The sequence below is a fragment of the Thalassospira povalilytica genome (assembly GCF_002844235.1).
Classification (GTDB): domain Bacteria; phylum Pseudomonadota; class Alphaproteobacteria; order Rhodospirillales; family Thalassospiraceae; genus Thalassospira; species Thalassospira povalilytica.
Map to the genome: position 1 here is coordinate 160136 of NZ_PGTS01000002.1, position 21787 is coordinate 181922.

Consider the following 21787-nt stretch of genomic DNA (forward strand, 5'->3'; position numbering starts at 1 on the left):
GGGATTAGCTCTTTTGATGGTTGTCGGACTGCAGGGGTGTAGCCAACCTGCGCCACATAAGCGCTTTGGGGCAAACCTGAGTGCTTTGACAAAGTCGGGATCGGATTATAACCCGATTGGTATGAGTGCGAATAGAACAGTGGTACTGCTTGAGCGGCAAATTACGTATCCACCGGCCAACTGGTATCGTCAAAATGATCTGAGAAACATGTACGGCCAGTCGGAGCACGTGCAACGCGGTGTTGGACATCGGGAAATACTTGTCGAAGTTCCCAAAGGCGATGATCTTAAGAAACCGAGTCAGATTTTTGTTGTCGACGTGTTGCTTCATCCCGCTCAATTTGAGGAAAGCGAGAGGGTTGAAGAATTCCTGACGGGAATAAAGAACGCATGCCGGATACCTCCTGTCATTGAAGAATCGTTTAGCTACGAAAACGTTTATGTCGTGAAATGTCCGCAATATTCCCGACCAGACAGCAAGCAGGCGCAGGAACCTGAAGCGCGTATATCCGTGTTTCGTCTTGTTCCTGCGGATGGTGTTCTGGTAATGGTATCGCATAGTTGGTTTGGACCCGCATTCGATTTTGATGGCGAGGATGATTGGATCGTTTCCCCGTCTGAAATTCAAGCCGTGGCAAGCGCGCTTCAGGGCATTCAGGTGGTAGACCCGCAAACCGGAAAAAGGTACCGGGGCTGAATTGTTATCGTTGTCAGTGCACGCAGATTACCTGTGGGTGGCTCGGGACGTTCAGTTTCTAATCGGGTTTAAGTGTTTCGATCACCGCACTTTGGGCAAGGTCGCCAAGGCCATCCTTTGTGGCGGTCTCAAAAACATCAGATGCGGCTTGTCCAACCGGAACGGACAAGCCGTATTCTTTTGTCATGGCAATGGCATAGGCCGCGTCCTTTGCCCGCAAGGCAGTGGTGAAGTGGATGCCTTCGTTGTGATTGCCACTGATCATGCCGGGCATCGTCATCAGCCCGGATGCACTGGCATTGGCACCGATTGAAAATGTTTCGGCAACGGTTGCGCCATCAAGCCCGGCTTTGCGGGCAACAGCCACAAGCTCGGCCGCGGCAGCGATATGAACAGCACCCAAAAGATTGTGCATCAGCTTATAAACCGTGCCCGATCCGACCGGGCCAAAATGCACGGTGCGTTTTCCGGTATCGTCAAGGATCGGTTTGATACGGTTAAGGTCAGATGCCTCTGCCCCGATCAGAAAGATCGTGTTGCCGGCTTCGATATCAGAAGGAACGCCGGTAACCGGCGCATCGATATAGGTATGCCCGGCAGCCGAAATGGCCTTGGCCAGATCAAGCACAAAGGCATGTGAAAGGGTGGAACATTCAATGGCGACCGTCCCGGCATTCATGGCCGCAAGCGCACCATTTTCACCAAGCCAGACGGCCCGCGCAGCATCGTCATCAGCCATGAACGAGATGACGGTATCCACACCATATGCCGCCTTGGCCGGTGTGGCACAGGCAACCGCGCCAAGCGCAACAAGCGGGTCAAGCTTGTCCGGGCTGCGGTTCCAGACCTGTATCCGGTAGCCTTTTGAAAGCAGGCGTTTGATCATCGCCGATGCCATGCGCCCGGCCCCCAGAAAGCCGATTGTCTTGGTCATGGTGTTTCCCCGTCAAATGATTGATGTTTATCGTTATGGAATAAAAAAAACGCGGTCTGTGCCATGTCAGACCGCGTTTTCAACAAAGTGCGATCTGCCTGTCAGGACAGGGTGACTTTCACATATTCACCGGGTGCCGGACCAAGCACCTTGAGCTTGCCATCACCTTCCTTGCGGGCGGGAACCTTGCCGCCTGAACGGCGGCTGATCCAGTTTTGCCAGTCGGTCCACCAGGAACCTTCATGCTGGGTGGCCTTTGCCATCCAGTCATCGGGATTGGCCGGGGTGCGGTTATAGGTCCAGTAGCAATATTTCTTGGCCGCCGGCGGGTTGACCACCCCGGCAATATGGCCCGATGCCGACAAGACGAATTTGACCTGACCTGACATAAGCTGTGTCCCGGCATAGGTTGCCTGCCAGGGCGCGATATGGTCTTCGCGGGTCGACAGGAAATAGACCGGGATTTTGATATCGCGCAGGTCAATCGGTTCGCCAAGGATCGAAATGCCGCCCGGTTCGCGCAACAGGTTCTTGTTATACATGTTGCGCAGATAGAAGCTGTGCATTGCCTTGGGCATGCGGGTGGAATCGGAATTCCAGTACAGAAGATCGAACGGGAAGGGATCCTTGCCCAGCATGTAGTTTGACACCACAAATGACCAGATCAGGTCATTGGCGCGCAGCATGTTGAACGACATCGACATGTCCCGGCCATCCAGATAGCCCTCCTTGGACATGTTGCGTTCAAGGCTTTCGATCTGTTCATCATCGACAAAGACCGAAAGTTCACCGGGTTTTTCGAAATCGGTCAGGGTGGTAAAGAAGGTCGCCGATTTGATCCGTTCATCTCCGACCTTGGCCATATAGGCAAGGGTGGAGCTTAAAAGCGTGCCACCAAGGCAATAGCCGATCGCGTTGATTTCGTTCTCGCCGGTGGCCTGCTCGATCATATCAAGGGCGGCAAGGATGCCTTCCTTGGCGTAATCTTCGAACGATTTTTCGGCCAGTTTGCTGTCGGGATTGACCCAGGACAGGACAAAGACCGTGTGCCCCTGATCGATAGCCCATTTGATAAAGGAATTTTCAGGGCGCAGATCAAGAATATAGTATTTGTTGATCCATGGCGGCACGATCATCAGGGGTCGCTTGGCGACCTGATCGGTGCTGGGTTTATATTGCAGCAACTCCATCAAGGGGGTTCTGCCGATGACCGATCCTTCGGTGGTGGCGACATTTTCCCCGATCTTGAAGGCATCCAGATCGGTCATGCGGATCTGCAATTTGCCCTTGCCGCGTTCGAGGTCGCTTAAAAGGTTCTGCAATCCCTTAAGCAGGTTTTCCCCGCCGGTTTCAATCGTGGTGCGCAGGACTTCGGGATTGGTCATCAGGAAGTTGGTCGGCGAAATCGCATCGACGAACTGCCGTGTATAGAATTCGACTTTCTGGGCGGTTTTTTCATCAAGCCCGTCCACTTCATGGACAAGGTTCTGCATCCATTGCGATGACAGCAAATAGGACTGCTTGATGAAATCAAACAGTTCATTGTTTTCCCATGCCTCGTCGCGGAAGCGCCGGTCGCCCTTTTGCGGGGTGACGACGGGCTCGGAGTCTTCGCCAAGCATGCGCAAGGTGGTGTTGTGCCAAAGGGTATAATATTGCTGCCAGAGTTCCATCTGGGCTTCGACCAGCTTGGCCGGGTTTTGCATCATCTGGGTGGTCAGTTCGGCGAATGCAGAACCGATATTCAGCGGGTCGGGGTCGGAAATTTCCGGGTCTTCTGCCTGTTTTGCAAGGAAGTCAGACACAAGTCGTTGACTTCTTTCGGCAATTTCTGCCATTGCTGCAGACAGTTTTTCGGGATCCGGGTGCGTGATTTCGGTTTCGATGGCCTGTTGATCGCTCATGGGGCATTCCCTTATGATACCGCCGCAGTTACCTTGTGACTTCAAAACGTTTTTGGGTTCTTTGCAATATCGCAAGACTTTTGACGTTTTATGTGTTCGGTATCTGAATGGCGCTCCGGGTTGAAACTCTGCTTGATCCCAAGCTTATCATGGTCTTAGCCTAGCGCGTCGCCAAGGGGTAGTACAAGAATTATAAGGTGACGTTTCTGCGGATATTTTCACGCAAAGGTCATCCAACTGAATTTGGAGCAGCGAAAACAAATGGGCGTTCTGAAATCGACGACAGGGCAGTGGTCGTGGCAGGAAACTGCAAGGGGGAAGCTGCGGATGGTTCTGCAGACCGGCTCTGCGCTGGCGGTTGTGCTGGCATTGGGCGCCTGTTCTTCTGTTCCTGACGCAATCAACCCGATCGAATGGGGAAAATCGGTCGGTGACATGTTTGACGGCGACGACGAAACCGCCGGTGCCAAATCCGCAGAACCGATTCCGGGCGAGGACGGGGAATACCCGAATCTTTCCGATACGCCGAGCAAGCCGATCGTTACCGGTGATGCCGAACGCGATGCGCTGATCGCGGGGCTCGCAGCTGATCGTGCCAATGCCCAATACACCCAGTCCGGCCGTCGTCAAAGCAGCCCGCCGGTCAATGCGCTTCAGTCCGCACCGCAGGTGCCGGTGGCACAGCCGGTCATTGAACCGGCACCGACCACCCCGGTTGCTGCAAGCGAAATGGCCGCACCAAGCGCGCCTGCGACAACGCGGGCTGTGACGTCGGCGCCAACGGGCTCGTCGATTGCCGATCAATGGAATGCCAAATCCCCGGTTTCCGGTCCGGTACCAACCCCGGAAGCCGCACCTGAACGTCCGGCGGTGGTTGCCGGTGCCGCGGCGGGCGGTGCTGCGGGCATGACCGCCGAAGAAGCCCGCGCGCAGCAACTTGCCGCCTTTGAAGCCGCTCAGGCCAATCAGGGCGGTGGTGCTGAAACATCCTCATCAGCCGCATCGGCATCCGCGTCCGCACCAGCATCACAGGCGTCATCTGGCGATCCGGTGATGGATCAGTATCAGCGTCGTCTGGCCGAAGGGCAGGGCGTGTTCGCCAACGAACCGGCTGCTGTGGTCGATTCAGGGCAGGGCTTTGACTATTCGCTTTATGCCGATGACGGATCGGTTGTGGTTGATGAAAGCCAGTTTGGTGGCAGCCAGGCGGGATATGGCGAATCCGGTTCGGTTGATATGACCGTGACCAACGGGGCGCTTGCGGCCCGGCTTGGTGTCGGTTCTGTCGATCAGTTGCCGCCGGCCATCAATGGCATGCAGATCGCCCAGATCCAGTTTGGCCACGGTTCGACCAATCTGGGCGGATCGGACTATTCGGTTCTGCAACAGGTTGCCAATACCTGGCAGCAGACCGGTGGTGTGCTGCGCGTGATCGGCCATGCGTCGATGCGGACCGGCAATATGTCGCTTGAACATCATCTGGAAGTTAACCGCCGCGTTTCCGAAGGTCGCGCCGCAGCCGTGGTTTCGCGTCTGCTGTCGCTTGGCGTATCGCGTGAGGCAATCTTTGTCGGGGCGGACGGATCGGCTGATCCGCGTTACTACGAAGGTGTTCCGGCGGGCGAAGCCGGCAACCGCCGTGTTGAAATCTATCTCGATTACTGATCACGTGTCCCGGAACAACCGGGTGATCGTTTAATCAGACAGCGCGAAGGGAGCAATCCTTTCGCGCTGTTGTCGTTTCAAGACGGTTTCGCGCCCGGTTGCCATCCATCCGCAAATAATCCTGATTTCCACGAAAATCACCGAATTTGCGCCGCGGGCCTGCCGCAAATGCGAATTAACCATGGATCGTGCGCAATAATTCGTTGAGTCTGATTTCCATAAAAGGTACATCCTTCGAATTGTACGCCGCTCAGGGCCATTTTTTATGGCCTAAACGCAATTTTCGTGAATTCGAGGATGTGCTTTTCGCATAAAATTCGAAATTCGGCAATTTGATGAGGATATAGGATAATGTCCCAAGACTTCCACCGCATAAAACGTCTCCCGCCATATGTATTCGCAGAAGTAAATGCGATGAAAGCGGCGGCGCGGCGAGCGGGCGAGGACATTATCGATTTCGGCATGGGCAATCCTGACCCGGCCACCCCGCAGCATATTGTCGATAAACTGGTCGAAACGGTTCAGAACCCGCGCACCCATGGCTATTCGATGTCGCGCGGCATTCCGGGCCTGCGCAAGGCGCTGGCAGCCTATTACGACCGCCGTTTTGGTGTGGATATCGATCCGGAAACCGAAACGGTTGTGACCCTCGGTTCCAAGGAAGGTCTGGCCAACCTGGCCGCAGCGATCACCAGTCCGGGTGACATTTTCCTGGTGCCCAACCCGTCCTATCCGATCCATGCGTTCGGTTTCATCATTGCCGGTGCGGCCCTGCGTCATATTCCGATCGGCCATGATGATCAGGGCACGTTCAGCACCGAAAGTTTCATGGAACAGCTGCATCGCGCGGTTAAACACTCGGTCCCGAAACCAAGTGCGGTGGTCCTGAACTTCCCGGCCAACCCGACCGCACTTGTGGTTGATCTGGCATTTTATCAGGAAGTGGTCGATTTCTGCCGCAAGCATGAAATCTATGTGCTGTCTGATATTGCCTATTCCGAGATTTATTTTGACGGCAACCCGCCGCCCTCGATCCTTCAGTGCAAGGGGGCAAAGGACATTGCTGTCGAATTCTATTCGCTGTCGAAAACCTATTCGATGGCGGGCTGGCGTATCGGGTTTGCCACCGGCAACAAAAAGCTGATCAACGCGCTGACCCGGATCAAGTCATACCTTGATTACGGCGCCTTTACCCCGGTTCAGGTCGCGGCAACCGCGGCCCTTAACGGTCCGCAGGATTGTGTCGAGGAATTCCGCAACCTGTATCGCGAACGCCGCGACATCTTTATCGAAGGGGCGGCAAGTGCGGGCTGGAATATTCCGTCTCCGGCGGCAACCATGTTTGCCTGGGCCCCGATCCCCGATGCATTTGCCGAACTGGGATCGCTTGATTTTTCCAAGCTTCTTTTGCAGGAAGCAGGGGTGGCTGTGGCGCCTGGTCTTGGCTTTGGCGAATATGGTGATCGCCATGTTCGAATTGCGCTGGTGGAAAACAAACACCGCATCCGGCAGGCCAACCGGAACATCAAACAGTTCTTTGCCAAATGTCCGGATGCAAAATCTGCACGTGAACTGTTGAAGAAATCTTTCTGATATCCGATAAAGCATTCTGTGTTTCGCCCGGGACATGTCCCGGGCGTTGCTTTATCAGGACGCGTTGACCGAATGCGGTCATCTGCGCGCTTGCGCAAACAACCACGTGCTAAGGAGTTATCGTGAAAGACGTCGTCAAAATCGGTGTGGCAGGCCTGGGTACGGTCGGTGCCGGAACCGTTAAACTGCTGAGTGAACATCGCGACATTCTGGCTGACCGTTCGGGCACCCAGATCGTCGTCACAGCGGTATCGGCGCGTGATCGAACTCGTGATCGTGGTTTTTCGACCGAAGGTCTGACCTGGTACGACGACGCCCGTGACCTTGCTGCTGACAATGAAATCGATATTCTGGTCGAACTGATCGGCGGATCGGACGGCATTGCCTATGATGTCTGCAAGGCAGCCCTTGAAAATGGCAAGCATGTGGTAACTGCCAACAAGGCACTGATCGCGCTTAAGGGTGTTGAACTGGCCCAGATTGCTGACGCCAATAATGTCACCATCGCCTATGAGGCCGCCGTTGCCGGTGGTATCCCGGTGATCAAGGCATTGCGCGAAGGTCTGGCCGGCAATGCGATTTCGCGTGTGACCGGTATTTTGAACGGCACGTGCAACTATATCCTGACCACCATGCGTGAACAGGGCCGCGACTTTGCCGACGTTCTGGCCGAGGCGCAGAAACTTGGCTATGCCGAAGCAGATCCGACCTTTGACGTTGACGGCATTGATGCCGCGCACAAGCTGGCAATCCTTGCCAGCCTGGCATTCGGGGTCGAGGTCGATTTTGATGCGGTTGCTGTTGAAGGTATCCGCAGCGTTTCCGCCCTTGATATCCAGTTGGCCGAAGAACTTGGCTATCGCATCAAGCTGCTGGGCATTGCCAAACAGACGCCCGAAGGCATCGAACAGCGCGTTTCCCCGGTCATGGTGGATCGCGCAACCCAGATTTCCAAGGTTGAAGGCGTGTTTAACGCGGTTGCCCTTGAAGGGGACTATGTCGGTCCGGTGGTTCTTCAGGGCCGTGGTGCCGGTGAACGCCCGACCGCGTCGGCCGTGGTTGCCGATATCGTCGATATTGCTGCCGGGCGCAGCGCGCCGGTATTTGGCGTGCCGGCCGAACGACTTAAGAAAAACGTTCGTGCGTCGCTCGAAAAGCATACCGGTGCCTATTACCTGCGTCTGATGGTGTGGGATCGCCCGGGTGTCATGGCCGAAGTAACCGCAACCCTTGCCAAGCATGGAGTGTCGATGGCCTCGATGATCCAGCATGGCCGGGCCGAGACCGAAGGCGGTGTTGTGCCTGTGGTGATTGTTGCCCATGAAACCACCGAAGCTGCAATGTCGGGGGCGGTGAATGATATCGCCGCATTCGAAAGCAACTCGCAGCCGCCGGTATTGATGCGGATCGAAAGCTTCGCATCTTAACGGGAATATCACGATATACGCGCCTCGCACCTGTCATGATGCGGGGCGCTGTTGTAAAGTTTCGACGCAAAATCAACAAAATCAAAAAATAGAAGACAACAACGAGACAGGGCCCCCAGACCCTGCACACTAGACAAGGAAGACAAAATGGATCGAAATCTCGCGCTTGAAACGGTTCGCGTGACCGAGGCGGCTGCACTTGCGTGCTCCGGCCTTATGGGGCGTGGCGATGAAAAGGCAGCCGACCAGGCGGCTGTCGACGCGATGCGCAATGCGCTGAACAGCATGGATATCAAGGGCACGGTCGTGATCGGCGAAGGCGAACGCGACGAAGCACCGATGTTGTTCATCGGTGAAGAAGTCGGGTCGGGCAATGGTCCGGAAATCGACATTGCGCTTGATCCGCTTGAAGGCACCACCATCTGTGCGACCGGTGGTCCGAACTCTTTGGCGGTTGTTGCCATGGCCGAAAAGGGCGGCTTCCTGAATGCGCCCGATACCTATATGGACAAGATCGCAGTTGGCGGCGGACTTCCTGATGATGTGGTTGATCTTGATGCAACCCCGCTTGAGAACCTGAAAAGCCTTGCTGCTGCCAAGGGCTGTGATGTTGCCGATCTGGTTGTCTGCATTCTGGATCGTCCGCGCCACCAGGAAATCATTGCCAAAACCCGCGAAGCAGGTGCACGCATCATGCTGATCGGTGATGGGGATGTTGCCGGTGTGATTGCGACCTCGCAGAAAACCTCGGGCATTGATCTTTACATGGGGACGGGCGGCGCACCGGAAGGTGTTCTTGCCGCAGCAGCCCTTCGTTGCATTGGTGGCCAGTTCCAGGGCCGTCTTGTTTTCCGTAATGATGACGAAGTTGCCCGCGCCAAGAAATGGGGCATCGAAGATCTTAGCCGTAAATACAAACTGACCGAACTTGCCAAGGGCAATGTCATGTTTGCGGCAACCGGTGTCACCGATGGCGCGATGCTGCGCGGTGTGCGTCGCTTCGCCAATGGTGCGGAAACCGAAAGCATCGTGATGCGTTCGCAGTCGGGTACCGTACGTTACGTTCGCGCGGTTCACGATTTCAGCCGGAAAATCTGGTACAAGTAAGAAACCCGCAAAACGGATTTCGAAAAGGGAGTGCCGCGTTCTCAATCCGGGCACTCCCTTTTTTCGTTTAAGGACTTGCAGGGCAGGGCGGTCTGGGTTACATCCTCCGCCCCCTTCAAAATAGCCTGTTATCGGAGCCTGCCTGATGTCTGAAATTATCGCCCTTGATTTCGGTACGACCAATTCTGTTCTTGCGGTCGCAGACAGCGCAGGCAATGTGCAATCGGCAAAATTCGAAGTCGGCGCCAACAGCTTTGATACATACCGCACCATCCTTTATTTCTGGGAAGAGCAGGAACTTACTGCACCGGGTGCGCCGACCCATACCAAAAGCTGTTCCGGCCCGTTTGCGATTGCCGAATATCTTAAGGAAAGCCATGATTGCCGACTGATCCAGTCGATGAAATCCTATCTGGCGACCAAGGATTTTGAAGGTACAGACATTTTCGGGACGACCTATTCGATCGAAGATCTGATCGGAACGTTTCTTACGCAAATTCATCATTTCGCGCAGCACAGCCTTGGCTGGCTGGGACATCGGGTGATTTCCGGACGTCCGGTTGCCTTTGCGGGCAATAATCCCGACAACGACTTTGCCGAAATGCGCCTGCGCGGTGCCTATGAGCAGGCCGGCTTTGATGTTGAGGCGATGGTGTATGAACCGCTTGCCGCATCCTATTATTACGGGCGCGAGCTTGATAAACCCGAAACCGTTCTGGTGGCCGACTTTGGTGGTGGTACCAGTGACTTTTCGCTGATCCGCTTTACGCCGGGTCTTGGTATTCGCGGTGTGCAGCCGCTTGCCCATACCGGTCTTGGCATTGCGGGTGACCGGTTTGACTATCGCATCATTCAAAAGGCCGTCTGGCCGCGCCTGGGCTTTGGGTCGGAATATAAATCGATGGGGGCGACCCTGCCGGTCCCGCGGCAATATTACACGGCCTTTTCGCGCTGGCATGAACTTGCCATGATGAACCAGCCCAAAACGATCAATGAAATCAAAAGCCTGATCCGCTCGGCAACCCGGCCTGACGATATCGAAGATCTGGTCGCCATCATCGAAGATGAAATGGGCTTCCATCTTTATCAGACGGTGTCAAAGGCCAAGGCGGAACTCTCGGACAGTGACAGCACGATCCTGCAATTCTCCCACGGCGGGGTCGAGATCGAAGAAAAGCTGACCCGTGCCGATTTCGAAACCGCCATCGCACCCGACCTTGCCGAGATCGAACAGGCGGCCAAAGCCTGCCTTGAACAGTCCGGTATTGATGCAAAAGACGTCTCAAAAGTCTTTATGACCGGCGGTACATCCTATGTCCCCGCTGTTCGCAAAATCTTTGAAGACGGTTTTGGCAAGGACCGCATCGAAATCGGCCAGCCGTTCCTGTCGGTTGCGCACGGTCTTGCGCTGATTGCGGCGGATGAGGGGATTGTCTGATCAGCAGGCAAAATCCCCGCCACACATGACGTCAAGCAGCACGATCGCACTGACCAGAAGCCCGATGGCAAGGCCGCTTAGGGCATAAAGCCAGATGCCAAGTGGGTGGCGTCGGAAAATCCATGGCAAAATGCCTCCGGCAAGGCACAGCACCGGAAAGGCCAGAACGCTGTAAAACAGCAGTTCGGTAAGAAGATTGTCCTCAGACCCGGGAGCGTCAAACATCATTGGTGAAAACATCACCAATGGCATCGACATGACGGCACCAAGCACGGACAGGATGGTTAATCCGATCCGCAGACCTTTTTTGTGGGGCATTGCTCGTATCCTTTATGGTTGTCGAGCCAAGGTCTCATAGTGGACTCTGACAGGTTAATGGCTTTCTAAGGGGAGATAGGATTGGAAGGGTAGTTTCTTCCTTCGAACTGCGCGTGGTCAGATGCGTGTCGCGATGAACGAACGCAGCATCTGGTGGTGTTGTTTCTAGTTATGGACGTCGACAGATTTCTGCGTTAATTCATCTTCATTCTCGGCTAAAAAAGAAAAATCGGAATTAGCTGAGCGCAGACATACTATATGCAGCGACAGGGGGACTAGGTTTGCTGTTTCATGAGTTGGCGTTCTTGTACGTCTTCATGCCTTTGACGATTTCGATTGCGATTTGGCTCGGTCGAAAAGAAAGTAAAAAACTTTTCATATACTTTCTGTGTCTCGTATCCCTCGTGTTTTACGGCTGGTGGAATCCATCTTTCGTCCCGCTACTTTTTTCATCTATCTTGTTTAACTATTTTCTCGGAAACTACCTACAGGGTTGCCAGTATCCAGCTCGTAGAAGAATTCTCTTGGGGGTCGGCGTTTCAGCAAATCTTCTCGTGCTGGTTTGTTTCAAGTACCTCGATTTCCTGGGCGAGATTATCGGCGGCGCATTTTCGATTGATGTGAACCTGCCGGCACTCGAGTTACCCTTGGGGGTTTCATTTTTTACCTTCCTTCAGATTGCCTATATCGTTGATGCGGCAAAGGGTGATGCCGACAAAGATCAGTTCGCACCATATTTTCTGTTCGTAACGTTTTTCCCGCACCTCATTGCGGGGCCACTCGTCCATCATCGAAGCCTGATTAGTCAGTTTTCACAAAGGATGACGAATGTTTACGAGAATGTTGCCGTAGGCTTTACGATTTTTGTCATTGGGCTTTTCAAGAAGCTGGTTCTCGCTGATACGGTTGTATATTGGTCGGACTCCGTCTTTAACGGCGCAGCAAGCGGGATTCCTCCCAGTATTATTGACAGTTGGGTTGGTGCAATATCATTTACCTTGCTGATTTATTTTGATTTTTCTTCATACTCGGATATGGCAATTGGCCTTTCCAAGATGTTGGGTATTCGCCTGCCAGAGAATTTCAATTCGCCTTACAAAGCGACATCAATTATCGAATTTTGGCGCCGTTGGCATATCACGCTGTCCAGCTTCCTAAGAGATTATCTTTACGTTCCCTTAGGTGGGAACCGTAAGGGACCTATCCGCCGGTATCTCAATCTTGTGATTGTAATGTTGCTTGCGGGATTGTGGCATGGTGCCAGCTGGCAGTTCGTTCTGTGGGGGGGGCTGCACGGAGCATATCTGCTGGTAAACCACTTGTGGCGAGGCCAGCGATTGCTGGTCCTCCCTTCACCAGTGGGGCTAATTTTGACATTTCTTGCGGTTGTTTTTGCCTGGGTTCCATTCCGGGCGGAAACTTGGCAGGCCTCAATTCTGGTTTTCAAAGGGATGGCAGGGTTTAACGGTCTGATCCTTCCCGTGCATTATGGAGAAATGATGCCGCAGGATCTTGTCAGGTTTCTGGGGAATTTGGGTGTCGAATTTGCAACTTTGTCTGTCTATGGCGGATTTAATCAGCTGTTTTTATTGGGGTTGTTGCTGATGTTTGTTTGGTTCGCACCCAATACCCAGCAACTCATGGGCAGGTATGACGTGGTGCTTGATAAACGCGCAGCCACCATTCCTATGTGGATGTGCTGGAAACCCGGCATAATAAGTGGCTGTGTTGTGGCGTTTGTTGCCGCCTATCTTTGGATGCTTGGATTACAGGGGAAGGCGGGTGAATTCATCTATTTCCAATTCTAGGCGGTTTACGTTCATTGCGTTTGGTGGTGGCATTGTGCTGCTGGTTATTATGCTGGTTGTTCTGGAGCTGTTTCTGCGTAGTCAAGTTTCCAGTGATGCGAACAGTCAAGAATATCGCGTGCGGTTTCTTCATGGCGAGGCGCCTTGGACAGCTTTCGGAGATTCTCACGTAGAGGGAGCTCTTTTATCTGGCGACTGGCTTGATAATCTGGGGCAAGCGTCTGACAATTTAAATACGATCATTGCCAAGGTTTCACTTCGCGTCGAGAGAGGAGGGGTGCAAGGTGTTATCATTCCTGCCGATCCACAACTATTTTCATTTTATCGTGTATCTGCAGAACAAGAAGACCGGATTAAAGTTCTTAACAAAGACTATTCTGAAAGTCTGATGTTGTTTGATCCCAGATACAGGCCCTATCTTGGTCGAACGTTATGGTCTGTCCTGAGCAACCCGTCTTTATTGTGGTCAAGCAACAGCGAACCGGAAAATACACAGGTTCAATCCGCCGAACCCACACGACCAAGAGACTGGTTGAAATCAGTGACAATTCGTGTGCAATTGCATACGCCTGTTGCCAATTTCTCCAAAACAGATGACGCCAAAGCTTATCGTCAGTTGATCACTGGTTTGAGGGCGCAGGGAATAGATGTATGTATGGTTCGATATCCGGTTTCTAAGGATTATCTGACGGTATCGAGATCTATTGCTGCCTTTTCCGAAGTGGAAAAGTTTTTTGCCGATGTTGCCGCAAGCAACGAAGTTTTGCTTGTCGATGTTTCCAGCCTTTTGCCGGGAGAAATTTTTATAGATCCCGACCATATTCCAGCCTCACAGAGGGAATATGTTACAAATGTTGTAAAAGAACGTTGTGCCGTGAACCAATTGAACTGAATTCCATCGTTGTTCAGATATTTGCCCTGCAACTTTTCCACGATGTGCAAACGCGCCTTCTTTTCGGTTTGGGAAATCGCACCTATCTTGAATCCATAAATGCCCGAACCGCAATGGAACAACGGGCGTGATGGTGCTCAGGGAGGAACGCACATGAATACCGAAAGTGATGCACATGTGATTGAACGGCTGACGGGGCAGATCCTGCCGGCTTTGCCGATGTCTGCGACCAATGACCAGATGGTCGATCTTTCAAGTCTTTCCGGGCGGACTGTTGTTTATGCCTATCCCAGAACGGCCGAACCGGGCGTGCCGTCACCGGATGGCTGGGATGAAATTCCCGGTGCCAAGGGCTGCACGCCGCAATCCTGTTCGTTCCGCGATCATGCGGTCGAGTTGCGCGCGGTCGGTGTTGAAAATCTTTACGGGCTTTCGAGCCAGACAACGGACTATCAAAAAGAGGCTGCCGAACGGCTTCACCTGCCATTTGCACTGTTGTCCGATGCCGATCACCGGTTCAAGGAAGCGATGGCCATGCCCGATTTCGAAGCAGGCGAGATGCGGCTTTTCAAGCGCCTGACCATGGTGATTGATGATGGCAAGATCACCAGGGTTTTCTATCCGGTCGATGATCCGGCCGCCGATGCCGAAAACGTCCTGAAATGGTGCGGTGAAAACCCGCGCTGATGAAATCCGGTGCCCGGGAACGAAGTTTTCAGATCGGCAAATTATCCGGTTTAAGCGGGCCCGAGATTGCGCTATTTCATAGGGCATGACAGAGCACGCAAAAGAAACGACATTCATGGGCATCGAGCGATCCGTCACCGGAAAATGGTGGCGTGAGCGCGCAACGGATGAACGCCTGGCAACCACGATTTCGCAGCGCTTCGGGGTGCCGGAAATCGTGGGCCGGGTCATGGCAAATCGTGGCATCGGACTTGATGATGCCGAAAGTTTTCTGTCCCCGACATTGCGCGACCTGATGCCAGATCCATCGTCATTGCAAGACATGGATATGGCAGCATCACGCATCGCCGATGCCATCGAAAAGCGCGAGCAGATGGCAGTGTTTGGCGATTATGACGTTGATGGTGCAACCAGTACCGCGCTTTTGAAACGTTTCTTCCGGGCGCTTGGCGCAGATGTACCGGTGCATATTCCCGACCGCATGACCGAAGGATACGGTCCCAACGCCCCGGCATTGCTGGAACTGCAACGCAAGGGTGCGAACCTTATCCTGACGGTCGATTGCGGGGTGACGGCCTATGGCCCGTTACAAGAGGCAAGGGACGCCGGGATAGAGGTCATTGTGGTTGACCATCACGCGGCCGAACCGGAATTGCCGCCCGCCGTCGCGGTGGTCAATCCGAACCGGCTTGATGATGAAAGCGGGCTTGGTCATTTGTGTGCAGCCGGTGTGGCGTTCCTGTTATGTGTGGCGATCCTGCGTGAATTGCGCAGTCGCGGCTGGCTTGAAAAGGCAGGGGTTCGGGCACCCGATTTGCGCAACTGGCTTGATCTGGTTGCGCTGGGAACCGTCTGTGATGTCGTGCCGTTGCGCGGGTTGAACCGGGCCTTTGTGACCCAGGGGCTCAAGGTCATGAAACATCGGTCCAATATCGGCATGACGTCACTTGCCGATATTGCCGGGGTCAATGAAACGCCAAGTGCCTATCATCTTGGATATGTGCTGGGGCCGCGTGTGAATGCGGGCGGGCGTGTTGGCGAAAGTTTCCTTGGTACGACCTTGTTGTCGGGGGACAACCCGGCACAGGCGCAGGATATCGCGCGCAAGCTTGATGAATATAACCGCGAACGCAAGGCGATCGAGGATATTGTCCTTGATCAGGCGATCAGCGCGGTGGAAGGCCGGTCAAAAATCGGGTCCATGGTGCTGGTGGGCGGCGAGGACTGGCATCCCGGCGTGATCGGGATTGTGGCCAGCCGTCTCAAGGATCGTTATCACGTGCCGTCGCTGGTCATGGGGCTGGTGGATGGTGTGTATAAGGGGTCGGGCCGATCTGTGCGCGGTATTGATCTTGGTGCGGCAATTATTGCTGCACGTCAGGCCGGGCTTCTGATCAACGGGGGCGGTCACGGCATGGCGGCGGGCTTTACGCTTGATCCGGAAAAGCAGGACGCGTTTGAAGCCTTCCTTGAAGAACGGTTCGCGAAAATCATCGAAGAAAATGATATTCGTCCCACCATCACGGTGGACGGGGCCCTGCATGCCCATGGGGCGACGATTGAACTGATTGATGCGCTTGAAAAGCTTGGTCCATTTGGTGCGGGCAATGCCGAGCCCCGATTTGCCTTTGTCGATTGTCGTGCGGTAAAAGCCGATGTAGTCGGGGCCGATCATGTGCGCTGTATTCTGACCGGGGCCAATGGCAAGGGACGGCTCAAGGCGATTGCGTTCAGATGCCTTGATAATGACATGGGTCAGACATTGATCAAGCATGGCGGACGGCCGTTGCATGTTCTGGGACATCTGCGCCGCGATACATGGCAGGGCCGTGACGGCGTTCAGCTGATCATTGATGACGTGTCTTTGCCGGTCTGAAATCTTTCCGAGTTCGGGCGGAGAACATCCGCAACGCGAAATCACCGGCGCGATGCCGGTGAATGCGTTCGCCTGTGATTATGGGCAACTGTCGGAATTTGTTGCCGAATCCCGGCTGCGGTGGCGGGCGATGATGGTCGAAATTGCTTCTGCAAGGATGTAACCGGAATCAATCGGGTGTCGATTTTTTTCGATCTTTTCGACGATCTCGTCATGGGCCTTGAGGATATCGAGCGCGATCTGCGCACCATTGTCGATGCCCTCGGCTGCCAGAAAACCGCTGATCATTGCCATCAGCATGTCCCGGTGAATGGTGTCAGGCGCAACAGATGATCCGGTGGGGTGGATATCGTCGGAAAGATCGGTTTTACCCTTTCCGGTTGCAATCCAGTTCAGATTGATGCCTTTTATCAGGGCCATTCGCGAAACGCCGACAAAGCGTGGCTCTGATTGTGCCTGGCACCAACGGTTCAATTGTTCGGGAATGACGCCTGCAATTTCGGCAGCATCCTTTTTGCGGTCAAACAGGTTTACAACTTGACGGATACGTTCCCCCATTTCCGCATCCAGGACCGGAAGAGGCGTGGGGTGATTATGCTTCGTCATGCCGGGCACTGCAAATTTTGTTAGAATGAACTGGCAGCCCCGCAACCCAGGGATATTTGGTATATCGAATTTTTTTAGTTGAATGACGAAATTTTTCGTTGTAAATCTTGCTCATGTTCAACTTTAACTGTTCCTGCGCCAACTGCCTTTGGATATACGATTCGACTTTTCGGGCGTGATCATGTGACTGGGTCATCCCGTGAATACTGGAATATGGTTATATCAGTATAACCTTAGGCTTCCGGTGCGTTTATGGTTTTGAACGGGTTTGTGAAGCCCCGATCTGACTGATGTTTTCGGTCTGATGTCGCGGTTTCCTTTCCGGGTCAGTTTCCTGTCCATATTGAGTCTAGATATGAATGCGTCCACTGACAATCCAGATGTATGGTGTTTCTGGCGCGCAAATTGTTTGCCTGCTGGTTTTGTTGTGGGCAAATTTATCAAACAAAAACAATATTTTCTGCGAAACTGTCCGCAACGCAACCTTTGGCGGAACATTATATCTTTGCGGTATAGTCTCTGTGTTCGTCGATGGTCGCTTGTCCGGCGATTTTTTTGTTTTTTGACTGTTCTGGTTTGGTTGGGAACACCGGCACAGGCATCGCCGCAAGAGCCGCTTCAATTTGCCGCGGCACGCAATGTCAAAGTTTATACCGAAGATTTCGCGCCGTTTAATTATGTCACGCCAAAAGGATTGGCCGGGGCAGGGGCGGAAATCGTGCGTGCCATGGCGGTTCTGGTCGGATATCAGTCCGGGTTTGAAGTTCTTCCGTGGAAGCGGGCATTGCAAATCGTCAAGACCGAACCGGACACGGCGCTGTTTTCCATTGTCCGGACCCCGGAACGCGAAGACGAGTTCAAATGGGTCGGGCCGATCTTTATCACCCGTGGCTGGCTTTATCGCATGGCCGATAACAAAATCGATGTAAGTGACCTTTCCGATGCCAGAAAAGTCAGATCAATCGGTGTCCAGGCCGGCGGTGCGGCCGAACGCAGCCTGCGCGAAATGGGGTTTGAAAACCTTGAATCACTTTATACGCCCGGGAATGCATTGCGCATGCTGTCCGAAGGGCGCATTGATCTGTGGGAAGCATCCGACATTGCCATGAATTTCCAGCGCGAGATGCTTGGTCTTGAGAAAGGGTCAGTGGTCCCGACGGTCGAGCTGGGGCAATATGATATGTATCTTGCCTTTTCCAAAAGCACACCCGATGCGACGCTCGAACCATGGCGCAGGGCGCTTGAGATCGTGCAGGGCAGCGGTATGGCTGATGTCATTGCCCGGCAATACGGGCTTGGCGATCAGTCGGTCAATCTGACCGCACGCACCGCCCAATAATTTCCATCAAATGATCCAATTGGCTGGCCGACAAGCTGTTGGCAAAACAGCCCGGCGAAATGCGCAAAACGTGTTTATCCGGGCGCTGTGATGCAAAGGCTTGCTGTTCTGCGGTGATGGGATTATCCCAGATAACATCATGACAGAACACACAAAACAATCGCTCCACACTGCGCGTACCAGTCATTTCATTCTGGTGCTTGCGCCCATTCTTCTGGCTTTTTCATTAAGCCAGTTTTTCCGTTCGGCCCAGGCGCTTCTGGCCGAGCCATTGCGTGTTGAACTTGCCATCACGCCCGAGCAGCTTGGTCTGGTGTCGGGCAGTTTCCATTTTGCCTTTGCCCTGATGCAAATTCCGGTCGGCGTGATGCTGGACCGGTATGGTCCGCGTGTGACCAACGGGTTTCTGATGATGGCGACCGTGGTCGGGGTCATCATCTTTGCCAGTGCGCATAGTGTGCTTGGTCTGATGATCGGGCAGGCGATCATCGGCCTTGGCTGTTCGGCGGCATTTATGGCGGCACTGGTGCTGGCTGCGCGCTGGACCTCGCCGGAAAAATTTGCTGCGGCATCGGGACTTATTGTTTCCTTCAGCCTGTTGGGGGTTCTGGCATCGGCAACGCCGCTTGCCGCCCTGGTCGAGACCCATGGATGGCGGACGGTCTATTACGGTCTGGCGGGGCTTAGCACGCTGGCCGTGATGCTTGATCTGTTATTTGTGCGCGATACACCGCCCGGCTATCAGGCCGATGATCAAAAAGGCGAAACCGTGTTTGAGGCCCTTAAGGGCATGGTGTCGGTCTGGAAGAATCGTCAGGTCTGGTTGTTGTCCGGGGTGGCGTTTTTCAGTTATCCGGCCATTCTGACCGTGCGCGGACTTTGGGGCGGACCATATTTGCATGATGTGTTCGGATTAAGTGCGGTGGAAGTCGGCAATATCCTGTTGCTGATGACGATTGGCATGATCCTGGGGCCGCCGACCTATGGCCAGCTGTCACGCAAGCTTCCGACAAAGACCCATGGTCTGATCGTGTTTGCCGTGTTGCTGGGGGCTGCGACGTGCCTGTTACAGGCCTTTATCGGGCCGTGGGGCACGGGTATTGCCGCGGCACTGATGCTGCTGCACGGGTTCCTTGGGTCAAGTGCGACGCTTAGTTATGCCGCATCCCGTCAGGCCGTGCCCGAACGGCAGATCGGGCGGGCACTGACCACCGTCAATCTTGCGACCTTTGCCGGGTTGTTCGTGCTTCAGGGGCTTGCCGGTCTGATTATCGGGCAGTTCGAAGACGGCGCGCCGGACGGTTATCGATGGATGTTTGTCTTCCTTGGAATCGGCCTTGGCGCGGCGGGGATCAGTTTCTGGTTCGGGGCAAAACGCAAAAAGAGCTGATTTGAAATTATTTTTTCCATCCGTGCCGGTCTTGCAGGTGGGGACATATATCCTCATCTGCGAGAAGGATGGTTGAAATGAACCGTCAGGTTAAACAGTGAGGCCGGGTTTTTCCGGGATAGGGCGGTATATGGCCCTATTTTCGGTGGGGGATTAAAAAAAACGTCACAGGGGCGAAAAAGCCGCTTGACCTGACCCGACCCAATCGCTAAAAACCGGCCTCGTTAACGCGCTGCGTCCCCTTCGTCTAGAGGCCTAGGACACCGCCCTTTCACGGCGGCAACAGGGGTTCGAATCCCCTAGGGGACGCCACTCGTTAACAGACTGACTTCGATTGGTGCGTATGTGTCCCCTTCGTCTAGAGGCCTAGGACACCGCCCTTTCACGGCGGCAACAGGGGTTCGAATCCCCTAGGGGACGCCACCAACGAAACAGTCACGACATAAGCACTTTGTGCCTTGTGTCCCCTTCGTCTAGAGGCCTAGGACACCGCCCTTTCACGGCGGCAACAGGGGTTCGAATCCCCTAGGGGACGCCATTTTATAAAGATCAGTTCTTTATAAGCAGATGCTCGTCCGATATATCGGCGGGCATTTTTTGTTGCGTTACCGGATTTTCGACCCGCTTTGCCGCAATGGTGAAAACGGCGATAACACCGCCATCCGGGTTATGTTCCAGCCAGATATGTTCATCATCTTCCCAGCACAAATCACGACACAGGGTCAATCCGACCCCCGATCCCAGTTCGCCTGATGTGCCTTCGGCCGAGTTGAAGGGGGCATTGTTGTTGGCAAAATCGGCAATCATCTGATCACTGACGCCAGCCCCGCGGTCGACAACCCGGATATGGATCTTGTTTCCGATGGCAGATGACGACACCGAGATCGTGCTGCGCGGATTGGAATATTTGATCGCATTGACAAGAAGATTGCGGCAGATCATCTGTGCGTGCGGCGCGATGCCAAACCCGACAAGTTTTTGCGGGCTGTAGGCTACATTGATCGATTTGGTTTCCAGAAGCGGACGGGACACCTTGATCGTGGTTTCGATCAGATCGTCGATATCGATCTCGGTCTTTTCCGCCTTGCCGGCATCAAACAGGGTTCGCCCCCAGATCAGCAGATCATCAAGAAAACGAAGCGTTTCCGACGTTGATGAATGCAACTGGCGAATATTGCCAAGTGCCTGTGCCTGATTGCCGGCAACCAGATCTTGCTGGGCCAAAAGCGACAAGCCTGCCAATCCCTGAAACGGGGTGCGAAGATCGTGGGCCAGAACCGTAAACAGGCGGTCCTTTGCCTTGGCTTCGGCACGCAGGGATGTGTTGAGCGCAATAATGATCATGGCGGTAAAGCCGACTGCGGTCAGCAAAAGGAACAGGATGACGTCAAGGAATGCAAACATATGAACGGTTGATGCGTTCATGAAATTGGCGATTTCCTGTTCGACCAGCCATGTATAGATCGCCCGAAAACAGTGAAAAATCCCGTGTGCCGCAAAGGTGATGGCAACAACCGATTCCGGAGCCGAACGTTGTCCTTTGCGTTGAAACCACAGAGCCCGGAACGATCCGAATGACATGATCGCCAAAGCAACGGAAATGACGATGACGCGTGCGGCAATGTCGGGGGCCACTTCGCAATAATAGGTAAAAAGCAGTGCGACCGTACTGATGATGGCCGCAGCGGCCAGAATGTTTGGTTTGCGTTTGGTGTAGAATTCAATGCCAAGCCAGTAAAGGGCATAGGATGCGCCGATAAAGGTATTGGCAATGATGATGGACATCACATCGGGAATGGCCCCCCTGAATCCCAGAAGAACAAACCCGATGGCCGCACAGACACCACCAGCCGCCCAGAATACGGTGCCGGCACCTTGCCGCGACACCATCCACAGCGATGTCAACGTGATGGCCTGAACAATTGCCGCCAGTGTGGCAATGAAGGCAAGGGTACGTATATCCAACTCAACGCCAAACAATTCAGACTCCCATCCGAACGAATGCGGGCCGCCTGCTGTGATCGGGTCTGGGGGGCCGCGATTAAATAATTCTAAGTCAAAGTTTCTTCTGTTTTGCATTTTGGGTGGTAATGGCCGCATTACAAC

18 protein-coding genes and 3 tRNA genes are annotated in these 21787 nt (G+C 54.0%); 16 read left to right on the forward strand and 5 right to left on the reverse strand.

Annotated features, from left to right (window positions below; all coding sequences use genetic code 11):
• The first annotated feature begins 16 nt into the window (after positions 1–16).
• Positions 17–697 carry a hypothetical protein gene (locus CU041_RS05015; protein WP_170310138.1) on the forward strand — a complete coding sequence of 227 codons (681 nt, stop codon included), beginning with the start codon at positions 17–19 and terminating at the stop codon, positions 695–697.
• 58 nt (positions 698–755) lie between these two features.
• On the opposite strand, the gene CU041_RS05020 is transcribed toward CU041_RS05015, so the two are convergent.
• Both CU041_RS05020 and CU041_RS05025 read right to left on the reverse strand, forming a co-directional pair.
• Positions 756–1631, reverse strand: a complete 876-nt coding sequence (locus tag CU041_RS05020) for an NAD(P)-dependent oxidoreductase (protein ID WP_101246016.1) — start codon at positions 1629–1631, stop codon at positions 756–758.
• Positions 1632–1732: 101 nt separating this feature from the next.
• Entirely contained in the window at positions 1733–3535 is a 1803-nt protein-coding gene (locus CU041_RS05025) for a PHA/PHB synthase family protein (protein ID WP_101246017.1), read from the reverse strand.
• A 327-nt stretch (positions 3536–3862) separates the two neighbouring features.
• Between CU041_RS05025 and CU041_RS05030 the strand changes: the two genes are divergently transcribed.
• The 5 genes from CU041_RS05030 to CU041_RS05050 all read left to right on the forward strand — a co-directional run bounded on the left by CU041_RS05030 (position 3863) and on the right by CU041_RS05050 (position 10765).
• Positions 3863–5200 carry an OmpA family protein gene (locus CU041_RS05030; RefSeq protein WP_233433011.1) on the forward strand — a complete coding sequence of 446 codons (1338 nt, stop codon included), beginning with the start codon at positions 3863–3865 and terminating at the stop codon, positions 5198–5200.
• 351 nt (positions 5201–5551) lie between these two features.
• Positions 5552–6793 (forward strand): LL-diaminopimelate aminotransferase, encoded by a 1242-nt coding sequence (locus CU041_RS05035; RefSeq protein WP_068519256.1) that lies wholly within the window; start codon positions 5552–5554, stop codon positions 6791–6793.
• Between the two features lie 122 nt (positions 6794–6915).
• A complete protein-coding gene (locus CU041_RS05040) occupies positions 6916–8220 on the forward strand; it encodes a homoserine dehydrogenase (protein WP_101246019.1) in 1305 nt (434 codons plus the stop codon).
• A 147-nt stretch (positions 8221–8367) separates the two neighbouring features.
• Positions 8368–9327 (forward strand): class II fructose-bisphosphatase, encoded by a 960-nt coding sequence (glpX, locus tag CU041_RS05045; protein WP_068519258.1) that lies wholly within the window; start codon positions 8368–8370, stop codon positions 9325–9327.
• 145 nt (positions 9328–9472) lie between these two features.
• Positions 9473–10765: an Hsp70 family protein gene (locus tag CU041_RS05050; RefSeq protein ID WP_101246020.1), complete on the forward strand. Its 1293-nt coding sequence runs from the start codon at positions 9473–9475 to the stop codon at positions 10763–10765.
• Here CU041_RS05050 and CU041_RS05055 read toward each other — a convergent pair whose 3' ends face one another.
• Positions 10766–11083, reverse strand: coding sequence for a hypothetical protein (locus tag CU041_RS05055; RefSeq protein ID WP_228195999.1), 318 nt, complete (start codon positions 11081–11083; stop codon positions 10766–10768).
• 281 nt (positions 11084–11364) lie between these two features.
• Here CU041_RS05055 and CU041_RS05060 point away from each other — a divergent pair, with 281 nt between their 5' ends.
• The 4 genes from CU041_RS05060 (at position 11365) to recJ (ending at position 16346) form a co-directional block, all read left to right on the forward strand.
• Positions 11365–12891: an MBOAT family O-acyltransferase gene (locus CU041_RS05060; RefSeq protein ID WP_170310139.1), complete on the forward strand. Its 1527-nt coding sequence runs from the start codon at positions 11365–11367 to the stop codon at positions 12889–12891.
• Positions 12866–13783, forward strand: coding sequence for a hypothetical protein (locus tag CU041_RS05065; RefSeq protein ID WP_170310140.1), 918 nt, complete (start codon positions 12866–12868; stop codon positions 13781–13783). Before CU041_RS05060 ends, CU041_RS05065 begins: the two co-directional genes overlap by 26 nt.
• Before the next feature lie 153 nt (positions 13784–13936).
• On the forward strand, positions 13937–14470 hold the full coding sequence (locus tag CU041_RS05070; RefSeq protein WP_101246023.1) for a peroxiredoxin: 534 nt from the start codon (positions 13937–13939) through the stop codon (positions 14468–14470).
• An 85-nt stretch (positions 14471–14555) separates the two neighbouring features.
• Positions 14556–16346, forward strand: coding sequence for a single-stranded-DNA-specific exonuclease RecJ (gene recJ, locus CU041_RS05075; RefSeq protein ID WP_233433012.1), 1791 nt, complete (start codon positions 14556–14558; stop codon positions 16344–16346).
• Positions 16347–16424: 78 nt separating this feature from the next.
• Here the strand turns inward: recJ and CU041_RS05080 are convergent, their stop codons facing one another.
• Positions 16425–16904 carry a hypothetical protein gene (locus CU041_RS05080; protein WP_101246024.1) on the reverse strand — a complete coding sequence of 160 codons (480 nt, stop codon included), beginning with the start codon at positions 16902–16904 and terminating at the stop codon, positions 16425–16427.
• Positions 16905–17311: 407 nt separating this feature from the next.
• On the opposite strand from CU041_RS05080, the gene CU041_RS20570 reads away from it, so the two are divergent.
• From CU041_RS20570 to CU041_RS05105, 6 genes are all read left to right on the forward strand, one after another.
• On the forward strand, positions 17312–17518 hold the full coding sequence (locus tag CU041_RS20570) for a hypothetical protein (RefSeq protein ID WP_170310141.1): 207 nt from the start codon (positions 17312–17314) through the stop codon (positions 17516–17518).
• Positions 17515–18291 (forward strand): substrate-binding periplasmic protein, encoded by a 777-nt coding sequence (locus CU041_RS05085; protein WP_170310142.1) that lies wholly within the window; start codon positions 17515–17517, stop codon positions 18289–18291. Before CU041_RS20570 ends, CU041_RS05085 begins: the two co-directional genes overlap by 4 nt.
• Before the next feature lie 139 nt (positions 18292–18430).
• Positions 18431–19681, forward strand: coding sequence for an MFS transporter (locus CU041_RS05090; protein WP_101246423.1), 1251 nt, complete (start codon positions 18431–18433; stop codon positions 19679–19681).
• Between the two features lie 236 nt (positions 19682–19917).
• A tRNA-Glu gene (locus CU041_RS05095) sits at positions 19918–19993 on the forward strand.
• Between the two features lie 35 nt (positions 19994–20028).
• Positions 20029–20104 (forward strand) — tRNA-Glu (locus CU041_RS05100).
• A gap of 39 nt (positions 20105–20143) precedes the next feature.
• Positions 20144–20219, forward strand: a tRNA-Glu gene (locus CU041_RS05105).
• An 11-nt stretch (positions 20220–20230) separates the two neighbouring features.
• On the opposite strand, the gene CU041_RS05110 is transcribed toward CU041_RS05105, so the two are convergent.
• Positions 20231–21646, reverse strand: coding sequence for a sensor histidine kinase (locus CU041_RS05110; protein ID WP_170310143.1), 1416 nt, complete (start codon positions 21644–21646; stop codon positions 20231–20233).
• Positions 21647–21787 lie beyond the last annotated feature (141 nt).